Source organism: Ligilactobacillus salitolerans, from assembly GCF_003864415.1.
Taxonomy (GTDB): domain Bacteria; phylum Bacillota; class Bacilli; order Lactobacillales; family Lactobacillaceae; genus Ligilactobacillus; species Ligilactobacillus salitolerans.
On the sequence record NZ_BFFP01000002.1, the window covers coordinates 79,782 to 100,291 of the forward strand.

Consider the following 20,510-nt stretch of genomic DNA (forward strand, 5'->3'; position numbering starts at 1 on the left):
AAAAGGTATCTCAAAGATCAAATTGACTTTTGAGATACCTTATTTTTTATAACCCTAATTGCTCCTGTAATTTGCTGATCGCTGGGTCTATCCCATTTTCTTGGACCTTTTTCAATGCATCCGCTAGGCTTAAACGATACTCGCCCTTACGATCCTTAGTTGTTTGGGCATGGACCAAAGAACTCAAAACTGATTCTTCTTCTGTTGCGACAGTCATTCTAAAGTAACGATCCATTTGATCATCTGAGATTGCCAGCTGAGTCGTCAACTGTTTTTTAGGCTCATGGTCGATCTGATTAGCCGTTGAAAAAGCTAAGGTGATCTCACCTGAATCATTTCCAATAAAGGAACCAGTCCGCGTGATCCCAACACTCGAACGTTTCGCGATCCTTTTTAACTGGCGGGAATTAAAGGGGATGTCCGTCGCAATGATCGAGATAATACTGCCGTCTTCATCCCGCCGTTGGTATTCATCTAACTCCTTGATCTTCTGTCCGACCGGCTGATTATAAATATTTAAGTCCTGCACATACCCATAGTTGGACATCACTAAAACACCCAGGGTAAATGTCTGCCCGTCAATTTCAATTTGCCGTGATGCAGAGCCGATCCCGCCTTTAAGGTCATAGCAGCACATTCCAGTTCCACCACCGACACACCCCTCAGCAAATTCGGCGGAAGCATTATCGAATGCAGCTGCAATATCTTCCTCGCTGACACCTAGATCGCGAATGTTATTAACTGCCCCGTCATTACATTCCATCACTAACGGGTTGACTGTCCCGGTGCTGAGCCCGATCTCTGGATTTTCAACCAAGGCTTTTTTGACCAAATAATTATAACCCACTCCCACCGAGAGGGTGTTAGTCAAGACGATCGGTGTTTCCAAGGTCCCTAATTCTTCCACTTGCACTAGCCCAGTGCTTTTGCCAAAACCGTTGATCACCTGGACAGCCGCCGGCAGTTTATGGGCAAAAATATTATCTACCGGCGGGACAATGACCGTGACACCTGTCTTGAGGCGTTCAGTCTGAATTGTCTTGTGCCCGACTTTGATCCCCAAAACGTCGCTGATCAAGTTCATCTTTCCTGCTTTAGTCTCACTGATATTATCCAATAAAGGTTGCTGCAACCCCATTTTGATTCCTCCAATTAATGTTACTTACTAATATATGTTTCTTTCCAGTTGTTCGAAACACCCGCAGTGTTCGTGATCAATCCCTTGACGTTCGAACGGATCATGACTGGCGTCTTACCTTGATAAAGCGGCGCGATCACTTGCTGCTGGCTCAAGATCTGAGAAGCTTTGATCATATCATTCCAGCGTTTGCCTTTATCCAAGGCATCTGTTGTCATTGACTTAGTGATCATATCGTCAAAAGTCTGGTCTTTCCAACCGCCCGTTTTAGAGGGATTATCACCGGAAAAAATCTGCAAGAAAGTGATCGGGTCGGCGAAATCGGCACCCCAGTATTGCAAGACGATGTCATAGTCGCCGGCTGTTGAACGTGCCAAACGAGTTTTAAACGGAACACTTGTCGTTGAGATCTTAACTTTACCGTCTAAATGTTCTTCGATCTGGCTTTGCAAGAAGGCGACACTCTTCTTATTAGCATCCGTATCATCGGTCAACAGGTTATACGAGAGCTTGGTTTGCCCGATCTCAGCCAGTCCTTCTTTCAGCAGTTTCCGGGCTTTAGCAGGATCATAGCTGATCCCCGCCTTAGTCTTGGCTGCATCCGCAAAATCTTTTCCTTGATAACTGGCCAGCTTGGAGCTAACGACCCCCTTGGAAGCCATCCCCGTATTGCCTAAAACCTTATTCACGAATTGTTTACGATCAATGGCATATGAGAGCGCCTGCCGGATCTTTTCGTTTTCTAACCCGTTCTTACGTTCCTTGTTGAAGCCCAGATAATAAGTCGTCGCTGACGGCAAAACCTGATAACCGCTCTTATTAGCCAAAGCTTTTGACTGTTCGGCACTCAGTTCGGTCTCATCCAACTTGCCGGACTGGTACAAATTATACGAAGTAGTTGTGCTCTTATTGACTTTAAAGTTGATCTGGTCTAACTTGACCGCTTTTTTGTCCCAGTAATCCTGGTTTTTCTTCAAATGCCAGGTTAAGTTCGTGCCGGTCCAGCCAGCCATTTTAAATGGTCCATTATAGACCATATACTTCGACTCCGTGCCATACTTATTACCATATTGCTTGACTGCCTTTTCATTTTGCGGGAAGAAAATTGGAAAGCCCATCAATAATTTGAAATAAGGCAGCTGCTTATCTAAGGTCACGACCAGCTGATACTTGCCTTGCGCCTTGATTCCCAGTGTATTAGCAGGTTTCTTATTATTCGCGATGTCCATCGCATTCTTGATCCCATCGAAGAGGTAGGCATAGCTGGAGTTAGTTTTCGGGTCGACTGTCCGCCGCCATGAATACACAAAATCTTGCGCTGTCACCGGATCGCCATTGCTCCACTTACTGTCCTTCCGTAATTTGAATGTATATTTCAGTCCATCCTTTGAAACCTTCGTCGATTTTGCCAGTCCCGGCGTGATCTGCGATTTTTTGCCCAAACGATACAAACCATCCATACTGTTGTTAAGCATGTCGAAACTTACACCGTCAGTCGCAAGCGACGGGTCAAGAGTCGGCAATTCGGTCTCTTCATTCCAGTTAAGTACTTGTTTATCCGCTTTCCCCTGACTATTGCTTCCGCAAGCTGCTAGGACTATGCCCAAGCTCAACACTGCTGTGGTCAATACAACTTTTTTAGTTCGTACACTTTTCATATGTACCCCCGATCTCTGGGACTCTCCAAATTACGCGGTACCCAGGTGACTAAATTCAAACTTATAAAGTAATTATAACCTAATGAGATAATTTTAACCTTATCTTTTTTTATGCAGATAAGCAAATATTTTTCATCTTTGATGTATTATTATTCACCACAAGCGTAATTAGCAGTTTTTGTCATTGACTTAAAGAATTGTCAGTTCTTTTTTTCTAGTGTCAACTTTGAGCTCTGCTCCGATCGGAATAGTAAAAATAGGTTGAGCATGGCCGAAATTGACGTTATACATCACAGGGATCTTCTTTAGCTCTGGAAACTTGCCTAAGATATACAAGAGCCGTTTTTCAGTCATTTGCGACTCACGCGGAAAACGTCCTAAGATCAAGGCGCGCGGATGGGGCGCAACTTGCAGCAAGGAGGCTAAGATCCGCGAAAATTCGCTCCAGTCGCCTTCTTCGGCGAACTCGCCTAAAATGATCCGGTCATCCAATTGTGGCTGATAAGGGGTGCCTTGCAAGAGATATAGCGTATTGAGATTTCCGCCAGCGGTGACGCCCTCAACTTCTCCAGAATTATACACTTTCCATTCATTTGGCTGAAAATCATGGGTGATCGTATCATCATACCAAGCATCACTGGTCCAAGTTTTTGACGAATTTAAAGTGATCGAACCATTCCGACCCAAGACTTGCCGCCAGTATTGATCTTGGTATCTTCCTTGCTGACCATGCATTTTGAGCGTAGCATAAGCCGGTCCATAATAGGTGATAATTCCAGTCCGCGCCGTGATGGCATTACACAGAGCGGTAAAATCTGAGAAGCCGCAAATAATTTTGGGATGTTGAGCAATTAGTTCATAGTCCAAATAAGGCAGCAGCTCATTGGAAGTAGTTCCACCGATCACAGTCAAGATCGCTTTGACATGGTCATCTGCGAAAGCCTGGTGCAGATCACTGACCCGCGAAGTGATAGCCGACGAGCCTTGCAGATCGACCTCTTCTACGTTCTCGCCAAAACTAACCTGATAGCCCCAATCCTCTAGTTTTCGTTTAGCGCTGAGGTTGGCCTCCATCCCCCCAACTCTGGCCAAGGAGTCGCTGGGCGCAATGATCCTAATTTCGTCGCCGCATTTTAATCTGACCGGTTTAATAATATCCATATCGCCACCATCTTTCTCTGATAATTTGCCAACGCTTTCTTATATTTTCCGTCGTCACTGACAAAACTGCAACTGATAACAGCATTAAAAAAACAGCGAACCCATTTTCCATGAGATCACTGCTATGTGATGAAAATTATTTGTTATTTTTCAACAACCTGCCAGGCTTTTTGCAAATGGAAGGTCAGCCGTTGACTTATCAGTTGGTGATCAGGCTGTCCTCCTGCAAAATAGAACTTGGCAAAGCCGCTATGATAAACCCAAAACTTTTTCTGAACGGTCAGGCGGTCGGAGTGATTTCTCTTCACCGTCACTGTGGTCGTTGCTGGGTTAGTTTGATACAGTTTCTTTTGGTTAGGACTAGTTCGATAATAGTAGATCTTTTCCTGTCCATTCCCTAATGAATGATAGATAATTTCCTTTTTGCCGCCTGGGGTGCTTGAATACAAAGTCTGCTGAGAAGTTTCAGTGACTTGTTTCATCCCAAAGTGGTTGGCATCATTTAAAATCAAACTTCCGGCAATCAAGGCGAAGATCAAGATCCCCACAGCCACCCACAAATGCTTAGCTGAACCGCTAGGCAAAAAGATCATACAGTAAGTTAAAAAGAGTACGCTGACAAAAAGAAGTGCGATTCCCATTCTAAAGCGCCTCCTTATTAGACTTCAAGAAGAATGCTAGGATAAAACCAAGCAAGGCAAATGAAGTCGAGATCACAAATGCATACCTAAAGCCGGTGATATTTGCCTGAAGCGCCAAATGTTTGAACAAGAAAGGAGTCTGTCCTGCAATAGCATGGGCTGGCATGTGGTTCAATGTCACATTAGACATCACGGAAACCAAAATTGCAGTCCCCATTGAGGCAAAGACCTGCCTGATGGTGTTATTAACAACAGTCCCAGATCCGATCAATTCGATCGGCAACGCATTGATCCCCGTAGTTGTCGTCGGCATCATGACCATCGAGATCGCAAACATCCGGATCATATAGAAAACAACTAAATAAGAGATCGGCGTCTGGTCTGTGACCGGAATGAAAGTAGCGGTCATGGCCGTCAGCAGAAACATCCCCGTAATTGCCATGTTTTTTCCACCGATCATATCAAAGATTCGCCCGGTGATTGGATTCATCAGTCCGGTTACGATCGCGCCTGGCAGCAAAGTCAAGCCAGAAACCAGTGGTGACTCGCCGCGAACAGTTTGCAAGTATAAAGGTAAAATTAAGGTGAAACCATTCATGGACATGAAGGACACAGCGACCAAGATCACTGACAGCGTGTAGTCCTTAGATTTGAAAACATTAAATTCCAGCAAAGGATTCTTGATCTTTAGAGATCTCCAGACAAAAAAAGCAATGAAGAGCACACCAACGATCAAAGTCACGTAAACGACCGGGTCTCCCCAGCTGTAATCACCAACAGAAGAGAAGCCGAACAGCATACTGCCAAAGCCAATGACTGACATTAAAACAGAGGACCAATCGATCGGTGCTTTGCGTGTCGGCAAAACCTTGCGCAAATTAAAGTAGCCCATCACTAAAACGAGCACAGAGATCGGCATGATCACCAAAAATAGCATCCGCCACGAATAGTTCATCAAGATCCAACCGGAAAGTGATGGTCCGATCGCTGGTGCTAAACCGATAACTATCCCAGCTGTCCCCATGGCCGTCCCGCGTTTGTTAGGCGGATAAATCGAGGCCATGATCGTCTGATAGACGGGAGCAGTGATCCCAACGCCAGCGGCCTGAATTAACCGTCCGGCCAGGATCACAGCAAAATCTTGGGCAAAAAAACAAATTATGGTACCAGTTAAAAAGATAGCAACCGCACTTAAATATAATTTTTTCGAATCAAAACGCCGAATAAAAAAGCCGCTGATCGGCATGGTGATCCCCATAACTAACATAAAACCAGTGGTCAGCCACTGAACAGTGTTAGCAGAGATCTTAAAAGAACTCATGAGAGTTGGAAAAGCTGTGGTTAACATAGTTGAAGTCATGAAAGTACTGAAAGTCCCAACCAGCATCGTTAAAACAAGTAAGAGCCGATTATACGGTTTACCATTCTGATCAAGGACTTGTTCAGACTTCCCTTGAGCCTGATTCATTCAAACACCCCTATATTTTCATAAAATTTCATTATTGTTTTCAAAAAAGCAACAAACTTTATTGTATCACACAATGCAAGTTTTCTTATCAGTGCAGCATCAAAAAATAGTACGAAAGTCCCAAAGCACCGGAGACTTTCGTACTATTTGCTGGTAGAGATTCCTGACTAGTGCCACGGAATGTCTGCTCTATTGATAATCAAACAATTATTTTCAAGACGATCCTATTCAACATTGAATTCCTTGAGAAAATAGCTCATTGGTTTCAAACCGTCAGTGCGATATTTTTCAACAAAGGCGTCAACAGCATCTTGGTTGAAGTACTCGTTAGGTTCAAGCGCCAACTGTTCAACAGGCAAAGGACGATCATTGGCGATCTTAACATCGATTACAACTGGGCCTTCAATATCCTTGGCCTCAGTAAAGGCTTGTTTTAATTCGGCTAACGTGCGAACTTCATAGCCTTTAGCCCCCAAGGCTTCAGCCGCATCGCCAAAGTTAGCATCGATCAGGTCTACACCTGAGTGCGGCTGGCGGCTGTCATCTTGTTCACCTTCAATAAAGCCCAGAGATTCATTGGTCAAGACGACGTTAATGATCGACTCATGATATTTGACCTGAGTCAAAATATCATGCATAACCATAGTAAAGCCGCCATCGCCACTGATCGAAAAGACTTGCCGGTCCGGGTAGGACTCTTTAGCTCCGATCGCAGTCGGCAATCCATAGCCCATCGTAGCGTACCAAGCTGAAGTAGTGATCTTTTGTGTCGGCTTCATCTTTAAGAGACGATAGCTGTCAATTGTCACATTACCAACATCAACGGCAAAAATTGCGTCATCTTCTGCGATCCTATTGATCTGGGCAAAGACTGGTTCAACCCCTAAGGGACTCTTATCTTCATTTTCAAACTTGCTTAACCACTCGTTCCAGTTCTTCTTATCAGCGACCAATGCATCATAGTAAGGCCGGCTGGCAACTGGTTCGCTGGCCTTGATCATTGACTGCAAAGTCGTCTTAGCGTCAGCCAAGATCCCAACATCGATTTTATGGCGCTTGCCCATGTTGGTCGGTTTGACATCAACCTGGATGAACTTGGCATCCGGTTGAGCGAAGAATTGAACAAAAGGCATGTTCGTGCCAATAAACAAAACAGCATCGGCATTAGAAATTGCATCAACCCCTGCTTTGCTTGCAACACGCCCAGCACTAAGCATATAAGCCGGATATGCATCTTCGATCGTTCCCTTAGCCAGTGCAGAAGACATCAATGGGATTTGAAGTTTTTCTGATAGTTCCTTCAATTCTTCCGCTGCTTTTTTGGCACCCAAGCCAAAGTAGATCAACGGACGTTTAGCATCCCGCAAGATCTCAACGGCTTTCTGGACAGCTGTTTCATCCGGCAGCGGATAATTGTCGGTAAAGACAAAGCTGTCAGCAGTCGCTTGGAAAGTGTCGTCGATCTCAGCCCAGCCCAAATCCTTGGGAATCGTCACAACTGCTACACCAGAATGCTCGTATGCTTGGCGGATCGCCTGATCTACGACTGCTGGTAATTGTTGGGCAGTCATGACCGTGCGGTTATAAACGGAAACATCTTCAAAGATCGGATTTTGATTCAGTTCTTGGAAGTAATCAGTATTCATAGTATCGGTCGGCACCTGTGCAACCAAAGCCAAAACAGGTGCATGATCGTGCTTAGCATCATAAAGACCATTCAGCAAATGGACAGCCCCAGGTCCGGCTGAACCAAAGGTCACCCCGATCTTGCCAGTTAACTTGGCCTCCCCGGAAGCAGCAATTGCTCCAGTTTCTTCTTGCCGAACTTGAATATATTTGATCGTATCTTGCCGGTTGTGGATCGCATTCATCGTAGAATCAAATGATCCTCCTGGCAGGCCAAAAAGATGGTCAACATGCCAATCTTCCAAAACTTTTAACATTGCTTCTGCTGCATTAATTTTTGCACTCATGACAAAACTCCTTCTCATCTATATTAGCTGCTTGAATCTTTTACATGTCCACTATAATACGCTTACTTATAATAAGCAAGTTAAACCAGTTAGATTTAGAGCTGAACAAAAAATCGCCCTAAAAATTTGCTGATCCGCAAACTTTTGAGCGATCCTAAGAAAAAAAGAGCGCACTGGCTGCCAAGGCATTCCAGCTCATATGCACAGCGATCGAGCGCGCTAAACTTCCATGCAGATAATACTCACGCGTGATCACAAAAGATAAACAGCCGTAAATCAAGGAGGCACTAAGAGCAGCCGTGATCCCATTCCAAGTTGGGTTTAAAATTACCGCCCAGATCTGTTCAGCCATGTGTGCAAAAATAAAGGCGGCCCAGCTAAAAATTGCCAAATACAAGCGATGTTTTTGAGCCGGGTGCAGGCCAGGGACTTGCTTTGGTCCGATCAAAAGCAAGCGATAAATCGTTTCTTCACAGACTGGACCGATCACCACCGCTAGAAAAATTGTGACGTACTTGCTTGTTGAGCTGACTTGAACCAGTTCATTAATACCGGCTTGATTCTGCGAGGTAACTGGGGCAATATGCAAAAGCTGGAGCAAAGCAACAACTACAGCATCAAGAACCATGATCAGCAAGATCCCGGTCGTCACCGAGGAGACCAGGTGCCCCAGATGAACTGGCAAAGAGTAATGCGGTGCAATTTTTACTCGATGCTCAATGTGCCAGGCATATCCGCCAAAAAACAGCAGCAGGATGGCAGAAACACCGCCAATTTGAACTAAGTCTCCCAGTGAGACACTTCTCTGACTAGCAGGGAGCAAAACAAAGTACTGTCCGCCAAAATATAAAATATGAAAGAGGATAAACAGCAGCGCCACTTTGTACCAGCGTTTCCAATTAACCATCAAATTCCTCCTAAATGCTATTGCTGAAGATAACGCCCACAATGCGGACAAAACTTAAAGTTCTGGTAAGGCTGGGCTGGATAATTCGGGTGACAGAATTCACAGTTTGCTTGTTGATGCCGATCCACATGAAATTTCTTCAGGGTTAACTCATCCAGTCCCTCAAAAGGAAAATGGAGTGACCGTTTTTTCGGATTGTTTTTGACTTGCACCAGCTGAACACTCCCAGGAACATCTAAAGCCCCCAGGGCAATTTTGTAAGTATGAATATTTTCCTTCGCCTCATCATAATCCATGACTTTATCTTTTAACTGATTGTTGACCAGGATCAAAAAGTAATCATTGTTTGGTTCCGGCTCCAAATCATCTTCGGTCAAAATGTTAGTACCTTGCAGCAACTGAGCCGCATTGTCATGGGCGGACTGCTGCGCACGTTCAAAGTTTTTGACAGTAGCGGGCAAAAAAAGTTTTATTTTGTTATCACGAACAACGATATAATAATCAATTCGTTCCATAGCTTTCATCTCATCTCATAATTATTTGCAGGAGGCTTTGCCCTTGTAACCAGCATATGCCAGCCAACAAATATTCTTTCGGGCTTCAAAGTCTGATCACAGTTATCTTAGAAAAATTTAGCACAAAAAGCAATCTCTACTCTGCTTGAAATGACTTTAGGAAAAATTCAGTATCTTTTTATGGTAATACAAAAGAACGCCCCATCAAAATGAAACGTTCTTCTGCAAATTATTTTAGTGTTCAAAAACGAGTACTGTCGGCTCGGATTTAACATAATGCCCGATCCCACGCCAAAATTCTTTATAACTAGCACTGTCTTTATGCGCCTGCAATGCCTCATCGTCAGCCCAATGTTCAATGATCACATACTCATTGCCTCCATCGACCTTTTTAAAATGGTCATAAGAAATATTCCCATTTTCTTGACGCGAACGTGCTACCATTTCAGAGATAAATTGTTCATAGTACGGCTGCCAGCCAGAGCGGACAACAAAAGATGCATTTACAATTTTCACTACGATTCCCCCTCGAATTCTATATTGTTGAGCCAAGCCAGCTCGAAAAGAAAGCACCCGACCCAATTTCTACCTTTCATTATAACATGAACCGCTAATTAATTAGAACGTTTACACCAAAAACCCTAACCATCATCTGGTAACAGTCGGCTTTCTAAAGCCCAAATGTAAAGCTGCTGCCCCAAATAAAAACATTTTGTACGAGGCCGGCTGTAACCCGACCTCATTGAACAGGTGCAGCAATTGTCGTGCTGTTAAAAAATTTTTACTGGTCTTTTGCAGGTAATCATAATCCTGGTAGTGATCAACGAAGACTTTGGCAAGTACCGGAACTGCCTTAAAGTAGGCACTCCACATTTTGTGCAGGACCGGCCCTTCCGGTTGTGATGTCTCTAGACAGGCCACAGCTCCGCCTGGTTGACAGACACGGGTCATTTCACTCAAAACCCGCCCGGCATCAGGGACATTGCGCAAACCAAAACCGATCGTGACAAAATTAAAGAGTTCATCATCAAAAGGCAGCTGCATCGCATCCCCTTCTAACAAGGTGATGCGCTCACTGAGACCTGCTTGTTGTACTTTTTGCTGGGCGACCTTTAACATATCAGGACTAAAGTCTAATCCATAGACATGTCCACTCGGGCCAACAGCTTGGGCCAACTCAATGGTCCAGTCTCCAGTACCGCAGCAGAGGTCCAAAACTTGGTCGCCTGGCTGAACACGCAAGATCGCCATCGTTTCTTCTCGCCAACGCTGATGCATCCCTAAGGTGATCACGTTGTTCATCGTGTCATACTTGCCTGAGATCCGATCAAATAAATCTGCAACTTCCTTTTGCGGTGTCTGATTGGTTAAAACCACTGATAACACTCCTCGTATTATAAAATTAAGCATTGGCTTTTAAACCAATTTTTAGTGACTTTTGTTGTTTCCTTTGTTGGGCACTGCATGATTGAAGGACTGCGCCCAGATAATCATTTTTTGGTTGGTCTTTGGCTTAAAAACCAGCCAATTGCTTCTCATAAACTTCACTAATTTTTTCTCTTACCATGCTCTGCGAAACTGCAGTAGTTTTGAGCCTAGATCCCGGAACCACCGCCGCCGGAGCTGCCGCCGCCGAAGCCTCCGCCTCCGCCGCCAAAACCACCGGAGCCGCCGGAACCGCCCCAGCCGCCCCAAGAAGAGTTGCCAAAGCCGCCCATGTACATTCCACGTCTTCTTGCTCGTCTGCTGCCGCCAGAACCGCCACGACCGCCGCCGGAACCAGTGATCAAGTAGATGAAAAAGATCAAGATCACGATCCCGGTTCCAATATAACCGATAGTTCCACCGTTATCATCATCTTCTTGGTATTCATCCGATCCATACTGATTTTTCAACTTGTAATGTGCATTGGTTACCTTAACAACGGCTTTGAATGTTTTTTGCAAGCCCTGGTTGACCTCTGTAGGATCAGAACTCTTCAGCAAAGACTTGTTGTCATTTAGTATATCGGAGGTCTTGGCATCAGTTAGATATGTTTCAGCCCCTTCACCAGTAGAAATAAAGACATTATTCTTGCCTTTGTTCTGGGCAAATAAGATCAGAACACCATTATCACGATCTTTATCACCGATATTCCACCTATCAGTCAGGTACATATCATTAATGTAATCATTAAGTTCTTCACCTTGGCTGGATTTAATGGTCACAAGAGCGATCTGTGGTTTTTGCTTGGTCGTTTGGTAGTATTTTTCTTGTTTTAAAACCAAGTCCTGTGTAGTTTGAGTCAAAATCTGTGCTTTGTCGGTCAAAATCACGTGGTTCGCGTCAGGTCGTAAAGTTTTCGGATTCTCAGCTTGAGCCGAAACACCAAAGGTCAATAGAAAAAGACATGCTGTTACGACTGACCAGATAAACTTTTTTGCCTTTTCTTCCATGCTTTTCCTGCTCTACTCCCCTAAGTCAACGTCAGGAACTTTTTGCGCTCCCTCATCCGCCTGAAAATATTGCTGAGTCTTCAAACCCTTCATGCTCGCCACAGCTGAGGATGGGAAACGTACAACGCGATTATTATAGGTCTTGATCGCCTGGTTGTACCTCCTGCGTGCAAGGTTGATCCGATTTTCAGAACCTTCCAGCTGGTCCATCAATCGTCTGACATTATTATTCGAAGCTAACTTCGGATAGCGTTCATTAATAACGTTGATCAAATTGGAAGTGGTCCCCGAAAGTTGCTGACTAGCATTCGCCTGTTCTTTGGTATTACCAGATTTAGCCGCACTGCTGTAGTTTTCACGTGCTTTGGCAATTTGACTAAAGACCTTTTTTTCTTGGCTCATCGATCCTTTAACACTGTTCACCAAGTTAGGGATCAAATCAGCCCGCCGTTGCAAGGCACTCTGCAAGTCACCTTGTTGCTGTTCATAATCTTGCTTAGCACTATTTAAACTATTCGAATAATGAATATAGGAACCGCCAAAAACCAGAACCAAAGCAGCGATCACAATTGTAACGATCCAGCCGGTCCCAAGTTTTTTAGTCCCTCCAATGGTTTTACGTCCGTTGTTCATTCTTGTTCCTCCTCATGTTTTCCAAACATCAAGCCCAGCTAACGACCTCGAGCTTTTACCGACCTAATCATTATTTTGTCGGGTTTCACATGTTAATTCTAACTGAATCCGTGCGAATTATAAAGCAAAAGGAGCAATTCCACGTCGACGCAGAATTGCTCCTCTTTCTCAGGACTGCAAATGAGCAGCCCTATATTTTATTTACTCTTAATGTAATTCTCGCCATCGGCAGCCGGTCCAACCGACTTACCTAAAAACAGTACCAAAACAACGATCGTGATCAAGTATGGGGCAACTTGGAACCAGACCGAATTGATCCCTTCCAAGCCGGGAATGTAAGCCCCGATGATCGGTAAACTTTGTGCCAAACCGAAGAAAACCGCGGCGCCCATTGCTCCAAGCGGATTCCACTTGCCAAAGATCATCGCAGCCAGCGACATGAAGCCTTGACCTGAGATCGTGGAGATCGAGAAACTAAGGGTGATCGATTGAGCCATCACGGCACCGCCTAATCCCCCTAAGAACCCAGAGATCAAAACACCCATGTAACGATACTGGTAAACATTGATCCCCAAGGTATCTGCAGCAGCTGGATTTTCACCAACAGACCGCAAACGCAGTCCGAAACCGGTCCGGTACAAGACGTACCAGCAGATCACAGAAACTAAGATCGCAAACCAAGCAACTAAAGAGGTCTGGGTAAACATGACTTTTCCTAAGAATGGAATTTTCGATAATCCCGCAATCGTAGTTGTTCCCAACCCATCATTAAGCTCTGGAGTTTGTCCCTTGCCGTCATAAAAGATCCGCGTCAAGAAGACACACAAGGCAGGAGCCATCATGTTCAAAACGGTCCCAGAAATAATGTGATCCGCTCTGAAACTGATCGTAGCTACCGCATGGAGCACAGAGAAGAGGCAACCGAAGGCCGCACCGACAAAGAGGGCGATCCAAGGCGTTGCGTCGCCGAACATGCGGTCAAAACTCAAATTAAAAATACTGCTGCTAAACGCGCCTACGATCATCATGCCTTCTAAGCCAACGTTGACGATCCCACTACGTTCGGAGAAGGTTCCGCCAAGCGCAGTAAAAATCAGTGGAGCCGCATAGACTAAAGTCGTTGACAAAATCGTCATCAATGTTGTAGTTAAGTTCATTATTCGCCGCTCCCCTCTTGTTTGATCGTCATTTTTTTACTTTTCTGTTTCTTATTGTATTTGCTGATCAGCAGTTCGATCACATATTTGATAGCAACAAAGAAAATAATTGCCGCTGTCACGATGCTGACGATCTCTGTTGGAGTATCTGAGAAAACAGAGATACTCATTCCGCCGATCTGCAAAGCAGAGAATAAGAGCGCCGAGAAGATGATGCCGATCGGACTGTAATTCACCAGCAAAGCGACAGCCATCCCATCATAGCCAACCTGCGGCAACGAGTTAGAAACCGAAATATTCTGGAAGTTGCCTAAGCCGTCAAGCGCTCCGCCCAAGCCGGCTAACAGACCGGAAATCAGCATCGCAGCGATGATCGTCTGCTTAACATTCATCCCAGCATATTTTGAAGCTTGTTCATTGAGACCCACACTGCGTAATTCAAATCCGCTCTTCATCCGGTTAAAGTAAAACCAGACTACAAAACAGACCAAGACTGCCACTAAAAAGCCCCAGTGCAAGGTCGAATTAGCAGTCAGATTTTCCAAGAAATTCCCGCGCAAACTAGCTTTTGCCGGAATATTAGGCGAACTATCAGCACCCTTGCCAGCAAGCCAGTCTTTGACGGCGAAGTTAACAAAATAAAGAGAAATATAATTCAACATGATCGTGGTAATAACTTCACTCGTACCAAAATAAGCCCGCAAGACACCGGCTATTCCTGACCATAAACCGCCTAAGAGTGCACCTGCCAAGATCGAAATAATGATCAATAGCCAGCCGGGCAAATTAGAAAAGTGCAAAGCAACGATCACTGAGCCGAACCAGCCCATCAGATACTGACCAGAGCCTCCGATGTTAAAGAAACCAGCTTTGCTGGCAACCGAAAATCCAAGAGCCGTCAGGATCAACGGCGTCATGTTCCGCATGGTTTCACCGATCGAATAGACACCGCCAAAAGCCCCGCTCAGCAGACTGCCGTAGTTTTGAATCGGATCGTAGCCAAAAATCAGCATGATGATCGCACCAACAACAAATCCGGCAATAATTGCGACCAGAGGCACTACCCAAGATGATTTAACTTTAAATTTCATTGTGCTGCCTCCTGTACATTAGGTTGAACTTTTTTACCAGCCATCATCAAGCCAAGTTCCTGGGAAGAAGTATCCTTCGGATCGATTTCACCAACGATCTCTCCCTCATGCATAACAACGATTCGGTCTGATAATTTCAGGATCTCATCCAGCTCAAAGCTGACCAGCAGCACTGCTTTGCCCGAATTCCGTTCATTGTTGATCATTTCATGGATATACTCGATCGCACCAACATCGACCCCGCGAGTCGGATTAGCCGCGATCAGCAAGTCTGGATCACTGGCGATTTCACGCGCGACGACAACTTTTTGCTGGTTGCCGCCAGACAGTGAGCCAACTGGTTCTAATTCATTTCTGGAACGAATATCGTAGTCCTTGATCAACTTTTGACCATGTTCGTTGATATATTGATAGTTCAACACACCATATTTGTTGGCAGGTTGCTGGTAATAATTTTTCAAAGAAAGATTTTCAGCCAAAGTCAAGGGCAACTGCAACCCCACCGTCTGTCGATCTTCAGGGATATAGCCCACGCCAGCTTCGGTGATTTTCCGGACTGCTTTATTGGTATAATCTTTATCCTTGATTTGAACTGTCCCGGACTTGATTTTTTGCATGCCGGTAATAGCCTCGATCAACTCTGATTGACCGTTGCCATCGATCCCGGCGATCCCAACGATTTCACCGCTATGAACTTGCAGGCTCAAGTTTTTGACCCGCGCTTGCCCCTTCTTTTCCACGTTTAAATGTGAAACATCTAAGACCAGCTTGCTTTGATCGACCGCCTGCTTTTCAACGGAATTACGCAGTTTACGCCCGACCATCATTTCTGCCATTGCTTCTTCTCTTGTATCCGCAACATTGACCGTATCGATCACCTTGCCGCTCCGGATAACAACACAGCGATCCGCTGCTTGCTTGATTTCCTTGAGCTTATGGGTAATGAAAATGATTGATTTGCCTTCTTTTGCCAAGGCACCGAAGATCTTCATCAACTGCTTAATTTCCTGTGGAGTCAGGGCTGCAGTTGGTTCGTCAAAGATAAAGATGTTCGCTTCACGGTATAAAGCCTTCATGATCTCCACCCGCTGCTGCATCCCAACGCTGATATCCCGAACTTTAGCATGAATATCAATGTCCAATTGATAACGCTCAGATAATTCCTTGATCCTTTTGGCTGCACCGGTATAGTCGATCCGGACACCTTTTTTGATCGGTTCATCTCCCAAGATGATATTTTCCAAGACTGTAAAAGCTGGGATCAGCATAAAATGCTGATGCACCATCCCAATACCATAATCCTTGGCCTCCCGTGGATTTTTCATCTTGACTTCTTTACCATTGATCAAGATCTCCCCGGAAGTTGTTTCCAGCAAACCTGACAGCATTCCCATCAGAGTTGATTTCCCGGCGCCGTTTTCGCCCAACAAGGCCAGGATCTCACCCTTGTGCAAGCTCAACGAAATATCATCGTTTGCCTTAAATTCGCCAAATTTCTTGGTGATATGTCTCATTTCAACGACTGTTTCCGCCATTGTTTGCCTCCTAATATATTATTTTTTAACGGCTTAACTAAGTATTACTTCAATTTTAGCATGGAAACCGAAAATTACTTAGAAAAAAAGTGAAGGATCGGTCATCCGATCCTTCACCTCTTACGCTGCCGTAAGCTGCTCAAGCTATCCTTGCCTCTTGCAATGACAAGCTGTTAACTAACTGGCAGCTAAAAGTTTACTCCGCTTTAACTTTAAGATCACCATTGATGATTTTATCTTTATATTGTTGCACAGCTTTTTGCGTAGCTGCTGACATATTGTCGTTAACTAAGTCAACACCTTTATCCTTCAGAGAATAAGTAACAACTTTACCGCCAGGGAAGTTACCCTTCATAGCCTTGTTGGACAAGTCTTTAACAGAATTGCCGACTTCCTTAACTGCAGAAGCTAAAGTAACATTACCGCCCTTGTACTTGCCATCGGCTTTTTGGTCTTGATCAACACCAATGACCCAAACCTTGTTGCTATTTTTAGCTTTGTCTTTAGCGGCAGTGAAAACACCAGAGCCTGAACCGCCAGCTGCATGGAAGATCACATCTTCACCGTTATTGTACATTGCAGATGCAAGTGAGTTGCCGACATCAGCTTTAGTAAATGAGCCAACATACTTCACATCAACCTTAATGCTAGGATCAACGGCATGCACACCTTGGATATAACCTTTTTCAAAGGTCGTAATGACGTCACTCTTGATCCCGCCAACGAAACCAACCTTTTTAGTCTTAGTTGTCTTAGCAGCGGCAACACCAGCCAAGAATGAGGACTGTTCTGTCTTAAATGTTACAGAAGCCACATTTTTGTGACCTTTGACAACGTCATCGATGATGGCAAAATTGGTCTTAGGGTTCTGCTTAGCTGACTTATCGATAACTGGTGCCAACTTGTAGCCGATCCCAAAGATCGTTTGATACTTAGCTTTGATCAACTTATTGACGTTTGGTGTAAAATCTGAATCAGAGTTAGATTGAGCATAGTTATAGCCGTTAACACCCTTGCTTAACTTATGCTGTTTTCCCCAAGCTTTCATACCTTTCCAAGCGGACTGGTTGAATGATTTATCATCGATCCCACCGCCATCAGTAACTAACGCAACTGTGTGTTTCGTTCCTTTCGAGGAACTGGAATTCTTATTCCCGCATCCTACTAAAACTGTTCCTAACATCAGTGTTGCGGCTAAAAGCGCAGTTGCTTTCTTCTTCATTATGTGCACCCCTTAGAAAATGTTTTGTTGCTCTTTCCTTAAATAAGTATACCTGTTTCCGTCTCAAAAGCAATATATTTTTTGCCTTTTTCTAGATAAAGTTCGCTTTTTAATCGTGTACGAACTAACAAGAAAACTTGCATAATTATCAAGAGATAAAAAGCGAACTTTTGTCAGCCATTGTTTTTATTGGAACTATCACTTTCTAAAATTGGATGGTACCACTCCTAAAGTCCAAAAAAAAAACCCCGCCCTTTATGGGCAAGGTCAAAAAAGTTTACTGTTTAGTTTCAACTTGCTTATTCATTAAGAGAACATTGACAACAGAGATCACAACAGCCAAGACAAACAGCAGCAGTGCAGTCCACATTGGCTGAGTATAAATACTCGAAGACCCCAGCATGTATTGCAAATATGCTAATTGCGAGAACCAATTTTGAACTTTGCCAAACATCCAAACAACCAGATAAATCAAAACAATATAGATCACTGCTTTATAGAACTTCTGGTTATTAGCCGGCAAAGCCCGTGAGATTGCCGTGGTCAGGAGGTGGATCAAACTGACTGTCGTCCACCAGAACAACAGGCCAGCAATCCCAACCAACAATATTCCAAGTAAGAACAGCCAGATATTTGCTTGGAGACCCGCAAAACTGGAATTCACGATCCGATTAACCGTCTTCACATTAAAAAGATAATATAACAGCATAAAAATAATCGGGATCAAAAATACCAAAATAAAGGCAACAAACGAGCTGAAAAGATTGGCTCCATACAGCTTAGTATCACTGACTGGTATCAAGCGGTATTTGTTAGTGGTATAAACCTTTTCACTCGCACGAGTCAAGAAGATGAAGGCTAATAACAAAGCAAGCCCGGACCAGCTTAAAGCTCGTGCCATCACGTAACCGCTCCAATGACTGCTAAACAGCTCACCATTAAAGGCTGTGGGGATCAATGAAAGAACGATTGCTGCTAGGTAGGCAGCAATCACCCAGACAGAGGTCTGAATTTTATCTGCCAGCAAAACACGGTTGATTTTTCTAAAGCTTGTCATTATCAGCAGCCCCCTTTTCATACAGTCCCTCATAGTAGTCTTCAATACTGTTTCCATTTTCTCTGATTTTTTCGGCTTTTTCATGCGCGATCAGTTTTTCATCTTTAATGATCGCAACTTCATCCAGCAGGCCGGCAATTTCGGTGACATAATGATCACTGATCACCAGAACTGATTCTGCTGCTTTCCACTGGATCAGGCTATTGATAATTTTTTTACGTGTCATGCTGTCAATTCCTTCAAAAGGTTCATCCAGCAGATAGACAGCCGCTTTCCTTGCTAAGGTCAGGCTGATCACAAATTTTTCTTTCATCCCTTTGGATAACTCACCAATTTTTTTCGTGGTATCTCCAAAATCGAGAAAGTCGCTTAATTCTCGGTACTTATCCTGGTCAAAATCTGGATAAACCGAAGCGTAAAATTCTATAATATCAGCCACTTTGGCTCCGCGAGAAAAACCATCCAAATTATCGGTATAACTAACAAGCCCCTTACGTTCGATAGTACCTGTCTGTCCCTTGACTGTGATCGTACCTTTAGCACCCTTAGCGACCCCTGCAATACTGCGCATCAAGGTCGTCTTACCTGCACCATTTTCGCCGAGCAGGCCAAGTGTTGTTCCTTGAGCGACATCTAGGTTAATATTAGCTAAAATCACACGACGATTACGTTTATAAGAGACACCCTTTAGTGAGAGCGCGTTCTCCATCTCCATCTCTCCTTTGCTCCAAAAACTTATTCAATCTTTCTCTGATGTCCTCATCACTGATGTTCAAGGCATGCAATTGATCATACATGCCCAAAATACTCTGCTGGATCGCTTTTTCCCTGATTCGCTCGATCACTTCCAAGTCCTGTGTAACAAAATTTCCCGTTCCACGCCGCGACTGCAAAATATTATTTGCGATCATCTCGCGTAAAGCGCGCTGGACTGTGTTAGTGTTGACCGAAAATTGTAATGCCAGCTGCCGTACTGAAGCCAGCTGAGCACCGGGCTGGATCCTGCCGCTAATGATCTCGCGGGCAAGAAATTGAGCGATCTGTCGATAAATCGGCACATCATCCATGAATTTCACCAGCTGTCCCTCCTTAAACAGAACAGTAAAACAAACATACTCCCCAGTAATTGAAATTCTACTAAAATTTAGTATTTCACACTTCACAATGGTGTACTACTACACTAGTACACCGACACAAGAAAGTCAACCTTCGTTCACTCACCAAGCAAGTTGCTTGCGCTTTGAACGCAAAACACAAATAATTAAGTGAAATAGGTTGTAGACAATAAGCTTAGGGAACAGAATTGCCGCTGACTTTTTGTTGGACCTTATTCTGGCTAATAATAAAGGAGAGCTTCCTATGACTACAAAAGACGATTTAAAAAACAGATTAACAGATGAAGAATATGAAGTCACCCAGCATGCCGCTACCGAAGCACCTTTCACAGGCAAGTACGATGATTTTTATGAAGATGGGATCTACGTAGACGTCGTGAGTGGAGAACCTCTCTTCTCTTCATTAGATAAATATGACGCCGGTTGCGGCTGGCCGTCATTCACCAAACCTCTTTCAAGCGCAAACTTAAACGAAAAAAATGATTTTTCCCACTTCATGCACCGCACTGAGGTCCGCAGCAAGGAGGCTAATTCACACTTAGGCCACGTTTTTCCTGACGGCCCCACAGAAAAAGGCGGCTTACGTTATTGCATCAACTCAGCTGCCTTAAAATTTATTCCGGTGGCTGACTTAGAAGAAGCCGGTTATGGCCAATACAAAGAACTTTTTGAAACAACGCATTAATTTTAAATCAACTAAGAATACAAAACCGCACCCCAACAACTGTGGAATGCGGCTTTTTTGTTCGATATAAATTTTCAGCTACGGGATATCTGGCGCTAGTAGGATCGTTTTGCCAGATT

General features: G+C 44.2%; 20 protein-coding genes. 1 reads left to right on the forward strand and 19 read right to left on the reverse strand.

From position 1 onward, the window contains the following. Positions 1-46: 46 nt before the first annotated feature. From LFYK43_RS01100 to LFYK43_RS01190, 19 genes are all read right to left on the reverse strand, one after another. Positions 47-1,138, reverse strand: a complete 1,092-nt coding sequence (locus tag LFYK43_RS01100) for a DmpA family aminopeptidase (RefSeq protein ID WP_124974572.1) — start codon at positions 1,136-1,138, stop codon at positions 47-49. Positions 1,139-1,158: 20 nt separating this feature from the next. Next, the gene (locus LFYK43_RS01105; RefSeq protein WP_124974574.1) at positions 1,159-2,796 is read right to left on the reverse strand and encodes a peptide ABC transporter substrate-binding protein; all 1,638 of its coding nucleotides are present in this window, start codon (positions 2,794-2,796) and stop codon (positions 1,159-1,161) included. Positions 2,797-2,985: 189 nt separating this feature from the next. Further along, complete coding sequence (locus LFYK43_RS01110; protein WP_174713943.1) at positions 2,986-3,957, reverse strand: S66 family peptidase; 972 nt, start codon at positions 3,955-3,957, stop codon at positions 2,986-2,988. A gap of 143 nt (positions 3,958-4,100) precedes the next feature. Next, entirely contained in the window at positions 4,101-4,598 is a 498-nt protein-coding gene (locus LFYK43_RS01115) for a DUF4811 domain-containing protein (protein WP_124974576.1), read from the reverse strand. Position 4,599: 1 nt separating this feature from the next. Next, positions 4,600-6,066, reverse strand: coding sequence for an MDR family MFS transporter (locus LFYK43_RS01120; protein ID WP_124974578.1), 1,467 nt, complete (start codon positions 6,064-6,066; stop codon positions 4,600-4,602). Positions 6,067-6,290: 224 nt separating this feature from the next. After that, a complete protein-coding gene (spxB, locus tag LFYK43_RS01125) occupies positions 6,291-8,039 on the reverse strand; it encodes a pyruvate oxidase (protein WP_124974580.1) in 1,749 nt (582 codons plus the stop codon). 154 nt (positions 8,040-8,193) lie between these two features. Then, positions 8,194-8,946, reverse strand: a complete 753-nt coding sequence (locus LFYK43_RS01130) for a CPBP family glutamic-type intramembrane protease (protein ID WP_124974582.1) — start codon at positions 8,944-8,946, stop codon at positions 8,194-8,196. Positions 8,947-8,963: 17 nt separating this feature from the next. Next, entirely contained in the window at positions 8,964-9,461 is a 498-nt protein-coding gene (locus LFYK43_RS01135) for a hypothetical protein (RefSeq protein WP_124974584.1), read from the reverse strand. A gap of 234 nt (positions 9,462-9,695) precedes the next feature. Then, positions 9,696-9,977, reverse strand: a complete 282-nt coding sequence (locus tag LFYK43_RS01140; RefSeq protein WP_124974586.1) for a putative quinol monooxygenase — start codon at positions 9,975-9,977, stop codon at positions 9,696-9,698. Positions 9,978-10,109: 132 nt separating this feature from the next. After that, on the reverse strand, positions 10,110-10,838 hold the full coding sequence (locus LFYK43_RS01145) for a demethylmenaquinone methyltransferase (RefSeq protein WP_124974588.1): 729 nt from the start codon (positions 10,836-10,838) through the stop codon (positions 10,110-10,112). Positions 10,839-11,056: 218 nt separating this feature from the next. Next, positions 11,057-11,896, reverse strand: coding sequence for a TPM domain-containing protein (locus LFYK43_RS12930; protein ID WP_124974590.1), 840 nt, complete (start codon positions 11,894-11,896; stop codon positions 11,057-11,059). A 12-nt stretch (positions 11,897-11,908) separates the two neighbouring features. Further along, the gene (locus LFYK43_RS01155) at positions 11,909-12,529 is read right to left on the reverse strand and encodes a LemA family protein (protein ID WP_124974592.1); all 621 of its coding nucleotides are present in this window, start codon (positions 12,527-12,529) and stop codon (positions 11,909-11,911) included. A 197-nt stretch (positions 12,530-12,726) separates the two neighbouring features. Then, the gene (locus LFYK43_RS01160; protein ID WP_124974594.1) at positions 12,727-13,686 is read right to left on the reverse strand and encodes an ABC transporter permease; all 960 of its coding nucleotides are present in this window, start codon (positions 13,684-13,686) and stop codon (positions 12,727-12,729) included. Beyond that, positions 13,686-14,777: an ABC transporter permease gene (locus LFYK43_RS01165; RefSeq protein WP_124974595.1), complete on the reverse strand. Its 1,092-nt coding sequence runs from the start codon at positions 14,775-14,777 to the stop codon at positions 13,686-13,688. The genes LFYK43_RS01160 and LFYK43_RS01165 overlap by 1 nt, the downstream gene beginning before the upstream one ends. Next, positions 14,774-16,312, reverse strand: coding sequence for an ABC transporter ATP-binding protein (locus LFYK43_RS01170; RefSeq protein WP_124974597.1), 1,539 nt, complete (start codon positions 16,310-16,312; stop codon positions 14,774-14,776). The genes LFYK43_RS01165 and LFYK43_RS01170 overlap by 4 nt, the downstream gene beginning before the upstream one ends. Before the next feature lie 196 nt (positions 16,313-16,508). Further along, on the reverse strand, positions 16,509-17,534 hold the full coding sequence (locus LFYK43_RS01175; protein ID WP_124974599.1) for a BMP family lipoprotein: 1,026 nt from the start codon (positions 17,532-17,534) through the stop codon (positions 16,509-16,511). 277 nt (positions 17,535-17,811) lie between these two features. Next, positions 17,812-18,591, reverse strand: a complete 780-nt coding sequence (locus LFYK43_RS01180) for a hypothetical protein (protein WP_229717859.1) — start codon at positions 18,589-18,591, stop codon at positions 17,812-17,814. After that, positions 18,578-19,300: an ATP-binding cassette domain-containing protein gene (locus LFYK43_RS01185; RefSeq protein WP_124974601.1), complete on the reverse strand. Its 723-nt coding sequence runs from the start codon at positions 19,298-19,300 to the stop codon at positions 18,578-18,580. Before LFYK43_RS01185 ends, LFYK43_RS01180 begins: the two co-directional genes overlap by 14 nt. Continuing rightward, positions 19,263-19,658 (reverse strand): GntR family transcriptional regulator, encoded by a 396-nt coding sequence (locus LFYK43_RS01190; protein ID WP_229717873.1) that lies wholly within the window; start codon positions 19,656-19,658, stop codon positions 19,263-19,265. Before LFYK43_RS01190 ends, LFYK43_RS01185 begins: the two co-directional genes overlap by 38 nt. A gap of 292 nt (positions 19,659-19,950) precedes the next feature. Between LFYK43_RS01190 and msrB the strand changes: the two genes are divergently transcribed. Then, the gene (gene msrB / locus LFYK43_RS01195; protein ID WP_124974605.1) at positions 19,951-20,391 is read left to right on the forward strand and encodes a peptide-methionine (R)-S-oxide reductase MsrB; all 441 of its coding nucleotides are present in this window, start codon (positions 19,951-19,953) and stop codon (positions 20,389-20,391) included. The last annotated feature ends 119 nt before the right edge of the window (positions 20,392-20,510 follow it).

What these genes read in the sequence shown, in the direction of transcription:
- LFYK43_RS01100 (WP_124974572.1), bottom strand. Translation starts at nt 1,138, where the DNA reads ATGGGGTTGCAGCAACCTTTATTGGATAATATCAGTGAGACTAAAGCA.
- LFYK43_RS01190 (WP_229717873.1), bottom strand. Translation starts at nt 19,658, where the DNA reads ATGGATGATGTGCCGATTTATCGACAGATCGCTCAATTTCTTGCCCGC.
- LFYK43_RS01155 (WP_124974592.1), bottom strand. Translation starts at nt 12,529, where the DNA reads ATGAACAACGGACGTAAAACCATTGGAGGGACTAAAAAACTTGGGACC.
- LFYK43_RS01170 (WP_124974597.1), bottom strand. Translation starts at nt 16,312, where the DNA reads ATGGCGGAAACAGTCGTTGAAATGAGACATATCACCAAGAAATTTGGC.
- msrB (WP_124974605.1), top strand. Translation starts at nt 19,951, where the DNA reads ATGACTACAAAAGACGATTTAAAAAACAGATTAACAGATGAAGAATAT.
- LFYK43_RS01180 (WP_229717859.1), bottom strand. Translation starts at nt 18,591, where the DNA reads ATGACAAGCTTTAGAAAAATCAACCGTGTTTTGCTGGCAGATAAAATT.
- LFYK43_RS12930 (WP_124974590.1), bottom strand. Translation starts at nt 11,896, where the DNA reads ATGGAAGAAAAGGCAAAAAAGTTTATCTGGTCAGTCGTAACAGCATGT.
- LFYK43_RS01105 (WP_124974574.1), bottom strand. Translation starts at nt 2,796, where the DNA reads ATGAAAAGTGTACGAACTAAAAAAGTTGTATTGACCACAGCAGTGTTG.
- LFYK43_RS01165 (WP_124974595.1), bottom strand. Translation starts at nt 14,777, where the DNA reads ATGAAATTTAAAGTTAAATCATCTTGGGTAGTGCCTCTGGTCGCAATT.
- spxB (WP_124974580.1), bottom strand. Translation starts at nt 8,039, where the DNA reads ATGAGTGCAAAAATTAATGCAGCAGAAGCAATGTTAAAAGTTTTGGAA.
- LFYK43_RS01160 (WP_124974594.1), bottom strand. Translation starts at nt 13,686, where the DNA reads ATGAACTTAACTACAACATTGATGACGATTTTGTCAACGACTTTAGTC.
- LFYK43_RS01175 (WP_124974599.1), bottom strand. Translation starts at nt 17,534, where the DNA reads ATGAAGAAGAAAGCAACTGCGCTTTTAGCCGCAACACTGATGTTAGGA.
- LFYK43_RS01185 (WP_124974601.1), bottom strand. Translation starts at nt 19,300, where the DNA reads ATGGAGAACGCGCTCTCACTAAAGGGTGTCTCTTATAAACGTAATCGT.
- LFYK43_RS01110 (WP_174713943.1), bottom strand. Translation starts at nt 3,957, where the DNA reads ATGGATATTATTAAACCGGTCAGATTAAAATGCGGCGACGAAATTAGG.
- LFYK43_RS01120 (WP_124974578.1), bottom strand. Translation starts at nt 6,066, where the DNA reads ATGAATCAGGCTCAAGGGAAGTCTGAACAAGTCCTTGATCAGAATGGT.
- LFYK43_RS01135 (WP_124974584.1), bottom strand. Translation starts at nt 9,461, where the DNA reads ATGGAACGAATTGATTATTATATCGTTGTTCGTGATAACAAAATAAAA.
- LFYK43_RS01115 (WP_124974576.1), bottom strand. Translation starts at nt 4,598, where the DNA reads ATGGGAATCGCACTTCTTTTTGTCAGCGTACTCTTTTTAACTTACTGT.
- LFYK43_RS01130 (WP_124974582.1), bottom strand. Translation starts at nt 8,946, where the DNA reads ATGGTTAATTGGAAACGCTGGTACAAAGTGGCGCTGCTGTTTATCCTC.